The organism is Streptomyces sp. NPDC050546 (assembly GCF_044457425.1).
Classification (GTDB): Bacteria; Actinomycetota; Actinomycetes; order Streptomycetales; family Streptomycetaceae; genus Streptomyces.
Genome location: NZ_JBITGX010000024.1, coordinates 23,794 through 39,199, shown reverse-complemented (window position 1 = coordinate 39,199; position 15,406 = coordinate 23,794). Strand labels below are relative to the sequence as shown.

The 15,406-nt window shown below is 67.9% G+C and carries 10 protein-coding genes and 1 pseudogene; 10 read left to right on the top strand and 1 reads right to left on the bottom strand.

The window, feature by feature from the left end; translation table 11 throughout:
* The first annotated feature begins 190 nt into the window (after positions 1-190).
* The 10 genes and pseudogenes from ACIBK5_RS39415 to ACIBK5_RS39370 all read left to right on the top strand — a co-directional run bounded on the left by ACIBK5_RS39415 (position 191) and on the right by ACIBK5_RS39370 (position 13,350).
* Positions 191-2,110: pseudogene (locus ACIBK5_RS39415) on the top strand (glycogen debranching N-terminal domain-containing protein).
* 153 nt (positions 2,111-2,263) lie between these two features.
* A complete protein-coding gene (locus tag ACIBK5_RS39410) occupies positions 2,264-3,022 on the top strand; it encodes an NUDIX domain-containing protein (RefSeq protein ID WP_399027623.1) in 759 nt (252 codons plus the stop codon).
* A gap of 109 nt (positions 3,023-3,131) precedes the next feature.
* Positions 3,132-5,636, top strand: a complete 2,505-nt coding sequence (locus ACIBK5_RS39405) for an ATP-binding cassette domain-containing protein (RefSeq protein ID WP_399027621.1) — start codon at positions 3,132-3,134, stop codon at positions 5,634-5,636.
* A gap of 161 nt (positions 5,637-5,797) precedes the next feature.
* The gene (locus ACIBK5_RS39400; protein WP_399027619.1) at positions 5,798-6,685 is read left to right on the top strand and encodes a FadR/GntR family transcriptional regulator; all 888 of its coding nucleotides are present in this window, start codon (positions 5,798-5,800) and stop codon (positions 6,683-6,685) included.
* Between the two features lie 429 nt (positions 6,686-7,114).
* The gene (locus tag ACIBK5_RS39395) at positions 7,115-8,656 is read left to right on the top strand and encodes an RNA polymerase sigma factor (protein WP_399027618.1); all 1,542 of its coding nucleotides are present in this window, start codon (positions 7,115-7,117) and stop codon (positions 8,654-8,656) included.
* 113 nt (positions 8,657-8,769) lie between these two features.
* Complete coding sequence (locus ACIBK5_RS39390; RefSeq protein ID WP_399027616.1) at positions 8,770-9,666, top strand: tyrosine-type recombinase/integrase; 897 nt, start codon at positions 8,770-8,772, stop codon at positions 9,664-9,666.
* A 447-nt stretch (positions 9,667-10,113) separates the two neighbouring features.
* Entirely contained in the window at positions 10,114-10,467 is a 354-nt protein-coding gene (locus ACIBK5_RS39385) for a hypothetical protein (RefSeq protein ID WP_399027614.1), read from the top strand.
* A complete protein-coding gene (locus ACIBK5_RS39380; RefSeq protein ID WP_399027612.1) occupies positions 10,464-10,724 on the top strand; it encodes a hypothetical protein in 261 nt (86 codons plus the stop codon). Before ACIBK5_RS39385 ends, ACIBK5_RS39380 begins: the two co-directional genes overlap by 4 nt.
* Positions 10,708-11,904: a bifunctional DNA primase/polymerase gene (locus ACIBK5_RS39375; protein WP_399027610.1), complete on the top strand. Its 1,197-nt coding sequence runs from the start codon at positions 10,708-10,710 to the stop codon at positions 11,902-11,904. Before ACIBK5_RS39380 ends, ACIBK5_RS39375 begins: the two co-directional genes overlap by 17 nt.
* Positions 11,905-11,907: 3 nt before the next feature.
* Positions 11,908-13,350 (top strand): phage/plasmid primase, P4 family, encoded by a 1,443-nt coding sequence (locus tag ACIBK5_RS39370; protein ID WP_399027608.1) that lies wholly within the window; start codon positions 11,908-11,910, stop codon positions 13,348-13,350.
* 1,529 nt (positions 13,351-14,879) lie between these two features.
* On the opposite strand, the gene haaN is transcribed toward ACIBK5_RS39370, so the two are convergent.
* Complete coding sequence (gene haaN, locus ACIBK5_RS39365; RefSeq protein WP_399027606.1) at positions 14,880-15,359, bottom strand: cyclophane-containing RiPP N-acetyltransferase HaaN; 480 nt, start codon at positions 15,357-15,359, stop codon at positions 14,880-14,882.
* Positions 15,360-15,406: the final 47 nt, after the last annotated feature.

Here is a 15,406-nt window from a genome sequence, read left to right as displayed (position 1 = left end):
CCCGGGCCGTTCGTCGCCCCGATGGGCGGGCCAGAGCCGTCGTCCCGGATCCACGCCGGCGTACGGCTCACCCGCACCGCCCTCGGCTCAGGGCCGGGCGCCTGCGACTCCGGGGCACCCGCCCCCGCCCCGGGGTGCCACGATCCCCGGCCTGCGGTGGTCCGCAGACCTGCCGCCCGTCCACACCGCGATGATCTGTGTCGCCCTTCCCGGCCTGGCCATCTCGACGGAGGTAGGGCAGATGACCGGCCGGGGGCTGGAAGGGTTCTATCGCGGCGGCCGGCGCGTGCTCTCCCGGTGCGAGATCCGCGTGGGCGGACGGGAACCCCTCGCGGTGCAGGCCCGCATGGCCTCGGCCGACCGCGCCAGGTTCGTGGGCACGCTCCGCATGTCTCCGCAGGCCGGCCCGGACCCGGACGTGATCGTGGAACGCAACCGCTTCGCGGACGGCACGGAGCGGATCACCCTGCACAGCGCGGCTCCCCGCCCGATGCGCCTGCCGGTCGAGGTGGTCCTGGGCACGGACCTGGCCGACCTCGGTTCGATCGCCTCGGGCACCGCGGGACCCGAACTCCCCGCCAGCGTGCATGGCTCCGGCCTGCGCTGGTCCTGCCCCACCGGTAACGCGTCCGTGACGGCCGACCCGCCTCCCTCGGACGCCCTGGCCTCGGCCGGGTTGCTGCGGTGGGAGCTCGACCTGCCGCCGGGCGGAAGCATGAGTGTGGAACTGCGGGTGCGGCCGGACGGCGCGGGGCCTCTCCGAGCCGCGGGCCGCGCCGCGACCAGCCCCCTGGCCGGGGCGCGTGCGGAAGGCGACGACCCCAGAGTCTCCGCCCTCTTGCGGACGAGCATCGAGGACCTCCAGGCCCTCTTGCTGCGTGACTCCGTGAACCCCGCCGACACCCATCTCGCCGCCGGGGCGCCCTGGCGCTGTGGTCTGGCACCCGCCGACGCGCTCGTCGCTGCCCGGATGGCCCTGCCACTCGGTACCGGGCTGGCGGCGGGGACGCTGCGGATCCTCGCCCGGACCCAACTCACCGGCCCGGGAGCGCAGTCCGGGATGATCCCCGGCCCGAGACGCGACGCCGGGCCGTACCTTCCGCCGCAGTGCACCGGGACGGAGGCGACGCTGCTCTTCCCCGTACTGCTCGCCGAAGCCCGGCGCTGGGGGCTCGGTGAGCAGGAGACGGAGGAACTGCTGCCCGCCGCCGAGCGCTGCCTGACCTGGCTGCGGACCACCGTGGGCGACGACGCGTACCTGCGCGACCCACACCCTGGCGGACCCGTCCGCTGCGAGACACAGGCCCACGCCCACCGTGCCGCACTGCTCGGTGCCGATCTGCTAGAAGCCTGCGGCCGGTCAGGCGGAGCGGCACTCCGGGAGTGGGCTCAGGCCTTACGGCCCGCGTTCCGGGAGGACTTCTGGCTCGACGACTGCGGGGGCGGCCGGCCCGTGGCAGCCCGTGCCCCGGACGGCAGGCCCGTGCCTCACCTTGGCGCGGCCGCGGTCCATCTCCTCGACACCGGCCTGCTGGGCGGGGGCGCGGTGGCACCCGGTCTGCTCGACAAGATCTAGACGGAGAAGCTCGCCCGGCTGCTCGGCAGCCCCGTCATGGACTCGGGCTGGGGCCTGCGTGGACTGGGCGCGAAGGAACCGGGATTCAACCCCTTCGGCCACCGCGCCGGGGCCGTACGGATCCAGGAGACGGCACTCGCCGTCGCCGGTCTGGCCGCTGCGGGCTACGAGAGGGAGGCCAGCTCGCTGCTGCGCGGCGTACTCGAGGCCGCCGAGACCTTCGCCCATCGACTGCCCGAGATGTATGCGGGGGAACAGCGTACGGAGGGAAGCGCTCCCCTCCCGCACCCGGCGGCCTGCCGCCCTGCGGCCACCTCGGCGGCGGCCGGAGTCCTCCTCCTCACCACGCTCGCCGGCATCCGCCCCGACGCCCCGGCCGGGACCGTCACCCTGCGCCCCGTGCGCAGCGCACCCCTGGGAGAGGTCGGCTTCACGGGCCTGCGCGTGGTGGGCGCCCCGTTCTCCGTACGGGTCAGCCGGCTCGGCCTCGCCATGGTCGAGGAGGCGGCCGAAGGACTGCAGCTGGGGGCTTGACCTGCCAAGACAGGTCCCCGCAGGATCACCGGGAATCGACAGTGGAGCCCATAACCGACCGAAGTGGATCAGTAGTGGATCAGTAGTGGATCGGTAAGTGAAGCGAGCCGCGAAGGGAGTGTTTATCGTCAGGCAGACGACTATGATCGCCGCATGCCCTACGACCCGTCAGCGTTTCCGCCCTTCGCCGTCACCGTGGACCTGGTCGTACTGACCGTGCGTCGCCATGCCCTGTGCGCGCTGGCGGTACGGAGGGGCGAACCACCGTTCCAGGGGCGTTGGGCGCTTCCCGGCGGTTTCGTACGGGCCGACGAGGACCTGGCACAGGCCGCGGCGCGCGAGCTGGCCGAGGAGACGGGGCTGCGCGTCCACGACCCGGCCGTACCCGCCCAGGACAACGGCGCACATCTGGAGCAACTCGCCACCTACGGCGATCCCAAGCGGGACCCCAGGATGCGAGTCGTCAGCGTTGCCCACCTCGCCCTCGCTCCCGACCTGCCCGCGCCCAGGGCGGGCGGCGATGCCAGCAACGCGCGCTGGGCTCCGGTCGAGGAACTGCTGCAGCAGGGCGGCTACGGGCGTGACGCCGAGCCGGTCGCCCCGCTCGCCTTCGACCACGCGCAGATTCTGGCGGACGGAGTGGAACGAGCCCGTTCCAAGATCGAGTACTCGTCGCTGGCCACCGCCTTCTGCCCGCACGAGTTCACGGTCGGAGAGCTGCGTCGTGTCTACGAGGCGGTGTGGGGCGTGGCGCTCGACCCGCGCAACTTCCACCGCAAGGTCACGGGCACCCCGGGCTTCCTGGTGCCCACCGGCGGGACGACCACTCGCCAGGGCGGCCGCCCGGCACAGCTCTTCCGGGCAGGTGGCGCGACGCTGCTCAACCCTCCGATGCTGCGCCCCGAGGTGTGACGCCGGGTCTGGAAAGCGGCCTGCCGCAGCTCGGACAAGGGTGATTGCCCCACTCGAGACGGCCTTGCGCTGCCCGAAAAAACGGACATAGCGCGCTATCTTGCTGTGAGTGATCCAGGCCTTCGGACTGACCAGCAACTCTCGCAAAGAGCTTCCGCCCGCGGCCGACGACGTCTCCTTCGAGGCGCGAGCGGGCCGCGTCACCGCGCTGCTCGGAGCGCCGGGCGCCGGAAAGACGACAGTCCTCAGGCTCATGCTCGAGCTCCAACAGGGTCGTGGCATCACCTACTTCCGGGGCCGCCCCCTGCACCGCATCGCCCATCCCTCACGCGAGGTCGGCGTGCTGCTGGGCGACGTGCCGGGGCACCCGGCCCGCACGGTCCGTGGCCATCTGCGCATGCTGTGTGCCGCCGCGGGGGTGCCGGTCCGGCGCGCGGACGAAGTCCTCGAGACGGTCGGGCTCGTGAGTCTGCGCGACGAACGCCTCGGTGCCCTCTCCCGCGGCATGGACCGCCGCCTCGGACTGGCCTGCGTCCTCCTGGCCGACCCGCACACCCTCGTCCTCGACGACCCGGCCGACGGGCTCTCCGTCCGCGAGGGCAAATGGCTGCACGGCATGCTCCGGGCACACGCCGGTCACGGCGGCACGGTCCTGTTCACCACGTCCGACCCCAAGGAGGCCGCGCGCACCGCCGACCGTGTCGTCACGCTGGAGCAGGGCAGGCTCGTGGCCGACCAGGAGGCCACGGAGTTCTCGCGCACCCGCCTGCGTCCCCGAGTAGCCGTACGCAGCCCGCACGCGGCCCGCCTGGCCGCTCTCCTGGCCAAGCAGGCCCGTACCGCGCAGCGCTCCGTCGAAGTCGTACGAGAAGGCAGCAACCGCCTCTCCGTGTACGGCAGTACCTGCGCGGACGTCGGGGAGACCGCGTTCCGCCACGGCATCGTCGTCCACCAACTCGCCGATGAAATCGGAGACATGGGCCCCGGTGCGGGAGTCGCGCAGCCGGGTGAGCCGCACACCGAACCTGCTGGAACCCTGGCCGAACCGGGGCTTCCGGCGGAAGAGCGGCAGGAGCGGCAGCGAGCCGACATGGGACGAAGCTCCGCCGACGATCCGGATCACGACAGCATCGAGCCGGATCACGACAGCATCGAGCCGGATGACGACAGCGCCGAGTCGGAGCGGGCCAGCGCCGAGCAGGGCCACGACTGCGTCGAGCCGGAGGAGGCCGCCGCCGAGCCGGAGCGAGTCCCTGCCCAGCCGAGAGACGTCACCAACGCCCTCTGGCCAACCGCCGCGCCCGGGGCCGCTGAGCTGGAGGCCTCCCTCGACGCGCCTACGCCGACCGCACCGGACCCTGTGGCCACCGCCCCCGAGCCGCGCCCCACCATCGAGCTGGAGCCTGCTGCCGACCCACCGGAACCTGCCGCCGACGAGCCGCTGCCCGAATCCGGCCATGCGCAGCCCGTCGCCGAGCCCCGTGAGCACCCGGACGCACCCCCAGTCGGCCAACTGGGCAATGCCGTCGTCCCTGCTCAGGAGGAGACGACGACACTCTCCTGTGAGATGCGGCCCACCCTCGAACCGTGGCCGGCCGCCGGCCCACTGGAACCTGCCGCCGACGAGCTGCTGCCCGTCTCCGGCCATGCGCAGCCCGTCGCCGAGCCCCGTGAGCACCCGGACGCACCCCCGGCCGGCCACCCGGGCAATGCCATCGTCCCTGCTCAGCAGGAGACGACCGCACTCTCCCCCCGCCCTGCGCCGCAGGCCCTCGAAGCCCGTGGCGCGGCTCGTACCCTCGACGCGCTGCCCCCTCTGCCGCCTCCCATCTCCGTCCGTCCCGCCCCCAGTCCGCTCCGCCCCCTCCGCTACGAGATCCGCCGTGCCGCCGGGATCGGCACCGGCTTTCTCACCGGGGCCGTCGTGCTCGCCGTGTCCGCCGTGACCGCCGTCGTGCTCGCCCGTATCGGGCACACCCCGCAGCCGCGCCTGCTGGCCGCCTGGCCGCGGGAGCTGCCCCTGCCGCCCGCGGCGCTCGGCGCGGGACTGCTCGGCGCGCTGGCCTTCGGCGACGAGTTCCGTCACCCGGCCCTGGCCGCGGACCGCGGCACCGTGCCCCGCCGGCTGGGGCTGCTGGCCGCCAAACTGCTCGTCGCCTCGGCCACCGCGCTGGCGCTGGCGGTCCTCACCGTCGGCTGCGACGCCGAGGTGCTCTATCTCGTCTACGGACGGGAACTCGCTCAGGTTCCCGCCGACTGGCTGCCGCTGAGTGCGAGTTGGATCGGCCTCGTCGTCGGCTGCGCATGGGCCGGCGTACTGGCCGCCGGGGTCTTCCGGTCCACCACGGCGGGCCTCGCCGCGGTGGCCGCCGTGCCCCTTCTCGTCGTACCTGTCGTGCACAAGGCCCTGGACGGACCGTCCGTTCGAACCGCGGCCGGGCTGCCCCTGCGGCTGCGAGAGGTCCTCGTACCGCGGTGGCCCTTCGGAGGAGAGCGCTACCTGGAGGCGGCGCTCGGAGTGCTGTCCCAACCCGTCGGCGGCGCAATGACGTTGTCGCTGGCGGCGCTGCTCTGCGCGTATCTGCTCACCACCCTGCGGAGCAGATTCCGGTGACGACTGTCCGTAACCCCCCGTCCAGCCATGCGCACAACTCCCCGCAGAACGCCCATTTCTTTCCGATAAGGCGTCAATTGCGACGGGGTGAGCGATCACCCTTTCGTGTGCTTTTCACCAAAGACCTCAAGGGAGTTGGAGACGGCGCCGACAAAGGATGCGTGAGTACCCTTGCGCACACCATGATGACCGCCGCCCGCTCCGCTGACTCCGGCCTCGCGAGCCCGGGCGAACTCGACCGCTACCCGTACGCCGAGGCGCCCGCCGTCGACCGCGTCGGGGCCTCTGCCTGGGACGGCGCGGACCCCGAGCTGGGCCGTGTGGGCCGACGTGCCGCGGGCAACCGCGGACGCGGGCTGCACGGCCAACTCGTCCAGCAACTGGGTCAGATGATCGTCTCCGGCGACCTGGGCGCCGACCGCCCGCTGGTGCCCGAGGAGATCGGCCAGCGCTTCGAGGTCTCCCGCACCGTCGTCCGGGAGTCGCTCCGCGTCCTGGAGGCCAAGGGCCTGGTGAGCGCCCGCCCGAACGTCGGCACGCGCGTGCGCCCGGTCAGCGACTGGAACCTCCTCGACCCGGACATCATCGAGTGGCGGGCCTTCGGGCCGCAGCGCGACGACCAGCGCCGCGAGCTGAGCGAGCTGCGCTGGACGATCGAGCCGCTCGCCGCCCGCCTCGCCGCCGGCCATGGGCGCGAGGACGTCCAGCAGCGGCTGGTCGACATGGTCGAGATCATGGGGCACGCGATGGCCCAGGGTGATGCGCTCACGTTCTCCCGTGCCGACTCCGAGTTCCACTCGCTGCTCATCCAGGTCGCGGGCAACCGCATGCTGGAGCACCTCTCGGGGATCGTGTCCGCGGCCCTCCAGGTCTCGGGCGGTCCGGTCACGGGCTGTGACCGGCCGAACGAGGCGTCGCTGGGGCACCACGGCCGCATCTGTGACGCCCTCGCCGCCAGTGACGGAGCCGCGGCCGAGACGGCGATGCGCCAACTCCTCACGGTCCACCCCGAGGTGGAACGGGTAGTGCCCGCCCCGCGCGAGCACTGACCGCGTTCCGCGGGCGGCGCGGCCGGGTGTGCCACCCCCCTCCTGTGGCAGCGCCCGATCGATGAACCGCCTCCCGTCGGGCCCCGCGGGATCCTTCGCGATCCCGCGGGGTCCGACGGCGCGAAGGGGGCCGCCCATCCGCCGCAGCGGTAAAGTCACGTCCAGGAGTGACAGCCTCTATCCGTATCTGACCGTTTTTATTCGCTTACGGGGTGTGACTCGGGCCACGCGGATTGGGCGTAACGCTCGCGGGAAGAACGCGATGACCTAAGAGGTGACAGCCGCGGAGGGAATACGGACGCCGTTCACGGCGCTGTGCATCTTCCCGGCCCCCGCCCGCGCCGTCGGCCCATCCCCAAGCCGGCGGTCGGCTCCTGTCCACTGTGGACGGGGCCGGAAGCCGTTTTCCAACGTTCCGAGAGGTTGTTCGTGTCGGCCAGCACATCCCGTACGCTCCCGCCGGAGATCGCCGAGTCCGTCTCTGTCATGGCGCTCATTGAGCGGGGAAAGGCTGAGGGGCAGATCGCCGGCGATGACGTGCGTCGGGCCTTCGAAGCTGACCAGATTCCGGCCACTCAGTGGAAGAACGTACTGCGCAGCCTCAACCAGATCCTCGAGGAAGAGGGTGTGACGCTGATGGTCAGTGCCGCAGAGCCCAAGCGCACCCGAAAGAGCGTCGCAGCGAAGAGTCCCGCCAAGCGCACCGCCACCAAGACGGTCGCGGCCAAGGCGGTGACCACCAGGAAGGCCACTGCCACCGCCACGCCGGCGGCGCCCGCAGCCGAGCCCGCCGCTGAGGAGGAGGCGCCCGCCAAGAAGGCGGCCGCCAAGAAGACGACCGCCAAGAAGGCGGCCGCGAAGAAGACCGTCGCCAAGAAGACGGCGGCCAAGAAGACCAGCGCCAAGAAGGACGACGCCGAACTCCTCGAAGAGGAGGTGCTCGAGGAAGCAGCCCCCGGCAAGCCCGGCGAGGAGCCCGAGGCCACCCCTGAGAACGCGGGTTTCGTGCTGTCCGACGAGGACGAGGACGACGCCCCCGCCCAGCAGGTCGCCGCCGCCGGTGCCACCGCCGACCCGGTCAAGGACTACCTCAAGCAGATCGGCAAGGTCCCGCTGCTCAACGCCGAGCAGGAGGTCGAGCTCGCCAAGCGCATCGAGGCCGGTCTGTTCGCCGAGGACAAGCTGGCCAACGCCGACAAGCTCGCCCCGAAGCTCAAGCGCGAGCTGGAGATCATCGCCGAGGACGGCCGCCGCGCCAAGAACCACCTCCTGGAGGCCAACCTCCGTCTGGTGGTCTCCCTGGCCAAGCGCTACACCGGCCGCGGCATGCTCTTCCTGGACCTGATCCAGGAGGGCAACCTCGGTCTGATCCGCGCGGTCGAGAAGTTCGACTACACCAAGGGCTACAAGTTCTCCACGTACGCCACCTGGTGGATCCGTCAGGCGATCACCCGCGCCATGGCCGACCAGGCCCGCACCATCCGTATCCCGGTGCACATGGTCGAGGTCATCAACAAGCTCGCGCGCGTCCAGCGCCAGATGCTCCAGGACCTGGGCCGCGAGCCCACCCCGGAGGAGCTGGCCAAGGAACTCGACATGACCCCCGAGAAGGTCATCGAGGTCCAGAAGTACGGCCGCGAGCCCATCTCGCTGCATACCCCGCTGGGCGAGGACGGCGACAGCGAGTTCGGAGACCTCATCGAGGACTCCGAGGCCGTCGTTCCCGCCGACGCCGTCAGCTTCACGCTCCTCCAGGAGCAGCTGCACTCCGTCCTGGACACCCTGTCCGAGCGCGAGGCGGGCGTCGTCTCCATGCGCTTCGGTCTCACCGACGGTCAGCCGAAGACCCTCGACGAGATCGGCAAGGTCTACGGCGTCACGCGCGAGCGGATCCGCCAGATCGAGTCCAAGACCATGTCGAAGCTGCGCCACCCGTCCCGGTCGCAGGTGCTGCGCGACTACCTCGACTGAGACAGATCTCACTCAGCGCCCCTGACCTGCTGCTTTGCGGGTTAGGGGCGCTTTCGTATGCCAGCACAACGCTGCTACTCCAGATATCACAGCCTCTGTCATATGCTATTGGCATGGTCATATATCCAGACATAGCATCACTCCTGGACTCCTGGCTCCTCCACCTCGCCGCCGAGCGGAAGAGCGCGCAGACCCTGAAGACCTACGGCGACGGGGTTCGCGCCTTCCTACGATGGTGTGAGGCGACAGACCGCGCCCCGGTTCTCGACCGGCCGACGGTCAACGCCTTCGTCTCCGCCCTACTAGACGAGGGCGCGGAGGCCTCCACCGCGCGGTCCCGGCAGCTGGCCGTACGTCGTTTCAGCGCATGGTTGGCCGACGAGGGCGAGATCGACCCCGACCAGCTCGTGAACCTGAAGCCGCCGAAACTCGATCACAAGGTGGTCCCGGAGCTGGATGATGACCAGCTCCGAGCACTGATCAAGGCGTGCAAGGGCAATGATCTTCGCGATCGGCGCGACGAGGCCATCGTCCGTTTCATGGCCGAGACCGGCGCGCGAGCCGGCGAGATCGTCGGCATGAGCGTCGACGACATCGACCTGAAGCGGGGAATGGCGGTTGTGCGGCGGGGCAAAGGGGGCAAGGGACGCACAGTGCCCGTCGGCCCGCAGGCCGCCCGAGCGCTCGACCGGTACATCCGGGCCCGCAGGACGCATCGGCTCGCCCAGACGCCGGCCCTGTGGCTCGGTGATCGTGGCAAGGGCTTCAGCTATGACGGGCTCTACGTTGCGCTGGGGAACCGCGCGGAGCTGGCTGGCATTCCGGACTTTCATCCGCACGTACTTCGGCACACCGCTGCCGGGCGTTGGCTTGCGGCAGGTGGCAGTGAAGGCGGTTTGATGGCCGTGGCCGGATGGTCGCGCCGCGACATGATCGACAGGTACACGCGGGCTACCTCAGAGCGTCGCGCAGCCGACGAGGCCCGACGGCTCAACCTTGGGGACGTCTGATGTCCACGGTTACTCACATTTTCAAGATGTTTGCGCAGCAGCGCGACGGCATGCGACGTATCGCCGGAACGCATCTACCAAAGGGAACCCCGTTGGTCCGCCTCCGCTGCACGCGCTGCCCTGGGAGCGTGCTGGCGACGATTGAGCAAGGTGAAGAGGGAGTTCAGACCTACTGGCGGCGACGGCGGTTCCCCGGAGTTCCCTATGTCGACTGCGACGAGCATGGGCGCCTGATCATGGACCCGAAGAAGGTCGGAAAGAAGGCTCGAGAGGCTCTTCGGGAGGGAGCGCCGATCACCATGAGACTTCGGCCTTGTACACCGCAGCCCTGAATAGGGCAGACCCGTGCGCTATGCTTTGACCAAAGCTTGCGCGGGTTCTCCGGATCACCCGGGCGTTTAGACGTAGGAGAGCACCTACGAACACCACGTTTTCGCGTGGAGGTTCATGGTGCCCCCGTCCTTCCTTACCCCTGAGCAGCGTCGTCTCCGCGCTCAGATCGCCGCCCACGAGATGTGGGCCAACTGCGACGATCCCGCCGCTCACACCGCACCCGCGCGTAGGGCGTTCCTAGGCCGCTTCGAGGCCGAGGTAGACCCTGACGGCACCCTCCTCCCCGAGGAGCGTGCACGCCGTGCCGAGCACGCCCGGCGCGCCTACTTCAAGCGGCTCGCCCTCGCCAGCTCCAAGGCCCGCGCCGCGAAGGCCGGCGCCCGTCGCGCCCTCCGCGATGCTGCCCGGAACGGCACTCCCGCTGCTCTCGTGTCCGACGCCTCCCTGGACGGCGGTGGTCACGCATGAGCTGGATCCAGGAGAGTCTCTTCCCTCTGTCCGACGTCGAACTGACTCCGGCCCAGAAGGCCAGGATCACCCGGGCCAAGAAGAGGCGGGCTAAGTGGTACGAGGCCGAGAGCGCGCTGCCGTGCTGCTGGTGTGAGCGGCAGACCTTCCGTCGCGACGGCGACGACTATCCGTGGTGCTCTGAGGGCTGCCAGCAGACGTACGACGCCACACCGGAAGGACGCTGGACGCTAGGCGGTGGTGTCGGTGTCGCATAAAGGCACCGGAGCCGCCGCCCACGGCCAGGGCAACGGCTCCGAACAGATCATCAACCAGGCGACGGCTCGATCTGAGCTCAGTGTACAACCGTCCACTGGATCTGATGAAGAATCGCGCGCCGCGACCGAGCTGAGTGACCTGGTTCGGATCGCCCACGATCTCTGCGCGGAGGATGAAGCTGGCGTACTGACGCCGCCCGAAGGCATGACAGCCGACGCACCGCGGCGTGCGGCAATAGCGTACGCAGCCCGTGGCTGGAGGGTTGTACCGGCCAAGCATGGCTTCAAGTACCCCTCTATGAAGAAGTGGCAGGACGAGGCCACCGCCACCGACTGGGACAAGATCCTCGACTGGTTCCCCGAGGGCCAGCAGATGAACGTCTGCATCGTCACCGGCAAGGAGTCGAACCTGTTCGTACTCGACATCGACGACGCCCCGGCATGGCGAGGGAAGCCGGCCAAGGAGGGCTCCAAGACCCTCGCGGAGCTGGAAGTGGAACTGGGGAACCTGCCCCGCACCTTCACCGTCCAGACCCGTACCGGCGGGATCCACATGTACTTCTCGATGGAAGGCGTGGACTGGGACATCCGGAACGCTGTCGGCGTGTCAGGCCCGTTGGGCAAGGATCTGGACATCCGAGGCAACGGTGGGCAGGTGGTCGCGGCACCCTCGCGGGCACGTGAGGACGACAATGGCGCCGCCGGGCACTACACCGTCGCCGATGATGTCCCCGTCGCCGCCATGCCCCAGGCGTGGCTCGACAGGCTTCGTCCGAAGCCGAAGCTGAAGCGCGTCCCCCCGCGGGCACAGAGCCCAGCGGACAGCTTCATGCAGCTCGACTCCCTGCGGTTCAGTCGGCCCGCGTACACCCAGCACGACGCCACCCCCGCTACCAGCTACGGCTACAACGCCCTCCAGTCCGCGTGCAAGAACATCAGGGAGGCGCCGGACGGTACGCAGAACCACACCATCAACAAGGAAGCTCACGGCATGGGGGGACTCTTCCTCTCCGGACAGCTCGGGAGCGACGCCGAGTGGGTGAAGGAACGACTCCTTCAGGCGGCCCTTGAGGGCAATCACCCGCGCCATCGAGCCGTCAGGACCATCGAGTCGGGCTGGAATGCGGCAACTCCCAGGGCGGTGCCCCAGCGCACTCCGATCCGGTTCAGGAGGAAGTAAGTCATGAAGTATCCGTGGAACGACTTCGGTAATGCACGCAGGGTCCTCGCCAAGTACGGCGACCGCTTCAAGTTCGTACGGGACGACACCAAGGGCAAGTTCATCGCCTTCGACGATCGCAAGTGGGAGTGGAGGGGCGCGGACACCACGCTTCGGGCCGCCGTCATCGACACCCTCTCCGACATATCCGACGAGGCGCTGGAGTACGACGACACCAGGTCCACCAATTCCAAGGGCACCGAGCAGCCGTCCGAGCGGGATAAGTTCTTGAACTGGTCAGCGACTCAGCAGTCCGCCACTTCCATTGATGCCTGCATGCGGGTGCTCAACGGACACGCCGACATGATCATGTGGCCGGGGGACTTCGACGAGCACCGGCACCTGATCAACTTCGACAACGGGACGCTCGACACCAACACTCTCCAGTTCATGACGCATGACCCCGAGGACTACATCACGCGGGTCATGCCGGTGGCGTACAACCCCGACGCCCAGAGCCCCCTGTGGTGCTCCTTCCTAGAGCGGAATGTCCCGGACGCCGCCACCCGGGAGTACCTCCAGAAGGTCGTCGGTTACACCCTCACCGGGCGCTCCAACGAGAAGATCATGATGTGGCTGTACGGCCCGGCGAACACCGGCAAGTCCATCGTCGTCAACACCTTCTGCAAGATGTTCGGCGATGACTACGGCCTCACTGCAAACGACGGAGCACTCCGCCCGAAGAAAGGCGGTGGCCCCTCCCCCGAGCTGAATTCCATGAAGGGGAAGCGGTACGTCGCGGCTTCGGAAACCGGGCACGGGCAGGAACTCGACGAAGCCCTCGTAAAGCGCATCACCGGCGGCGACACCCAGAACTCCCGCGGCCTTTACGCCAACGAATCCAACTGGAATCCAGAATGCGTGATCTGGGTTGCATCCAACCAGTTCCCGCAGCCGCGTGGGGACGACGACGCCATCTGGGGGAGGTTCCGTCCGGTGGAATTCTCGGTGTCGTACGGCCCCGACAATCCCCAGCGCGACCCTCGCTTGGCGGAGAAGCTGTCGGAGGAGCTGGAGGGCATCGCCGCCTGGGCCGTCGAAGGGCTTCGTCTATACCTAGAGCAGGGGCTCGCCGAGCTGCCCCACCAGATGGTGATGGCCGCCGACCGGTTCCGTGAGGAAGCCGACCCCGTCCGAAGATTCGTCACCGAGGCAGAAGAAGCTGGGAAGCTGTCGCTAAAGCCCGACGCCCGCTGCTCCCGCACCGACCTGTTCTCCCTGTATCAGGGTTGGGCCAAGGCCAGTGGTCAGGGCACGTACTCCGCCCGACGGTTCTACGAGCGGCTGGCCATGGTTCCGGGTATCACGGACGTCAAGAAGAAGTCGAACGGCAAGGACTACATCGTCGGCCTCGACCTCGTCACTGTGAGTTGGCAGGCCACGCCTGGGTGGTCAGGGATGCAATAGGGACGAAGAAGGGATGGTTCCCCACTAGCCGTCCCTGGCCGTATATCTGACAGGCACGCTTTAAAGGCCTCAGGGACGGTTTAGGGACGACTCTTGAACTCTTCATCTCTTGATCGTTTGGGCTTTCACCAGCAATCATTCCCCTTCAGGGGTGAAAGGGAAGATTTTTCGGTCCCTTTCGCATGAGGGACAGTAAGAAGACCCTTCTTAGGAGTGAGGTTCAACTAATAGGAAACTTCGTCCCCATCATCCCCATGTGGCTTAGGTAAGGTGTCAGTGCCACCTCACCCGCTTACTGCCGTACTGAGTACCTGCACTGGCAGCGACAGTGCTACGCACTATGCTTGCAGCTGACACTCGTAACTATCACAACTATCACAAAGATAATCTAACTCAGCTTCTTGTTGACAACTTCATCCTTCAGTACTCATGAGTCAAAACTTCGCCACCTCGAATAATTCGCTTTTTCTCCTTTGTGGCCGAAGATTTACGTCTTGCGTGAGCCGCGCGGGAAGATATTTCTTTTAATTCGTGACGGCGTGAAGTTTATAGGTTCGTTCCGCATGGGGTTTTGGGTTCACGTTCTATCCCAACCGCGCCTTGTTCCTTTGCGTGGATGAGTCGTAGACGTCGGTCTGCAGCTGGCTTGGGCTGATCAGTCTTCAAGCATCAAGATCGCCTACTGGTGAATTTCCATCATGCGACGGTCTGGAAGTGATACTGGGTGACCGGCGCGGGTAGCGCGGTGAAGCCCCGTAGGGGGCGGCTTTGTGGTCTCGGATGGTCAAATGAACCTGCGAAAGGAACTTCTCAGAAGCGTGGGCAAGTCTTAAGGAGAATCCAGAGAAATGAAGCAGGCTTCCAGTTCTGACCTCTTAGCCCCCTGAAGTCGAGGGGAAAGTGGTGATCGCGAATAAATTAGGTCAAATTGCCCCAGGTGTTGCATATCTTTTGGCCTGAAAGGGGCTAGAAATGAAAGAAGTCGCCGGGTATGCCCGGATATATCGACTGAGGGTCGGTCCCCTCGAACAGAGGGGGGAGGGGGATGGGCGTGAAAATGTCCGACCGAATGACCCCGCGCAGTCATCCGTTTCTCTCTCTATGGTTTTCGGGCGCACAAAGAGGCAGGCCAACCTGGTTGTAGCGATACTCCAGCCCGCGCGTAATCCAGAGAGCCCCAGGATGATGACGGCTGCGAAACACCTCAGACCAATCCTCACGATGGCTCGGCACCTCCACCGCTAGTTCCGAAGGTAACGCCGTGCGCCCATGTCGTCCTTTGCTGGCTCGCCATTCTCCTCATCCGCATCGTCGCGACCCAGGCCGGCACGACCTCGACCCAGGCCCGTCGCGAGCCCCAACGCTGCATGTCGGGCTTCACCGGCTCCACCGGCAGGTTCTCAACCCCGAGCCCTCCCCGCTGACCAGCGGCAACACCACCGCCTAGAGGATCGCCCTTCAGGCGGTCACACCCATGATGACGATTCGGCTGCCGCACTCCTCACACCGTTCGTCCTGTGCAGCGTTGCTCATTCCGGGGCCGCTCCCGCGTCCAAGCGGTAGACGATCTTCCCGTCGAACTCGGCGAAGTCGAGCGACCGGTAGAAGGCGCGGGCGTCCGGGTTGTCGCTGTCGGTCATCCACTCGACGCGGCTGCACCCGGGGCGGGCGGCGGCGAGCGAGTGGAGTTCCTTCATGAGCTGGGCACCGATGCCCTGCCGACGAAGGGTGTCGCGGACGTAGAGCTCCTTGAGGAAGAGAGAGTGCGAGGAGCCCGCAGCCGGCCAGAGGAACGAGTACGCGGCAAGCCCCACGAGGTCGCCAGCCTCGTCCTCGACGACCAGTGCGGAGGCGAGCGGCGAGGAACCGAAGAGAGCCTCCTCGACCTGGGCCTGGCGTTCCTCGAAGGGCTGGAATTCGGTTGATCCGTAGAACCGCTCGATCTCCTCGATCAGCGTGGCCAAAGCGACGGCGTCTCCCTTGTCGGCGGGGCGGATCGTCGTGCTCATCGGCATGCATCTCCTGTTGTTCTTCACTCGGCTCACTGAGTCCAACG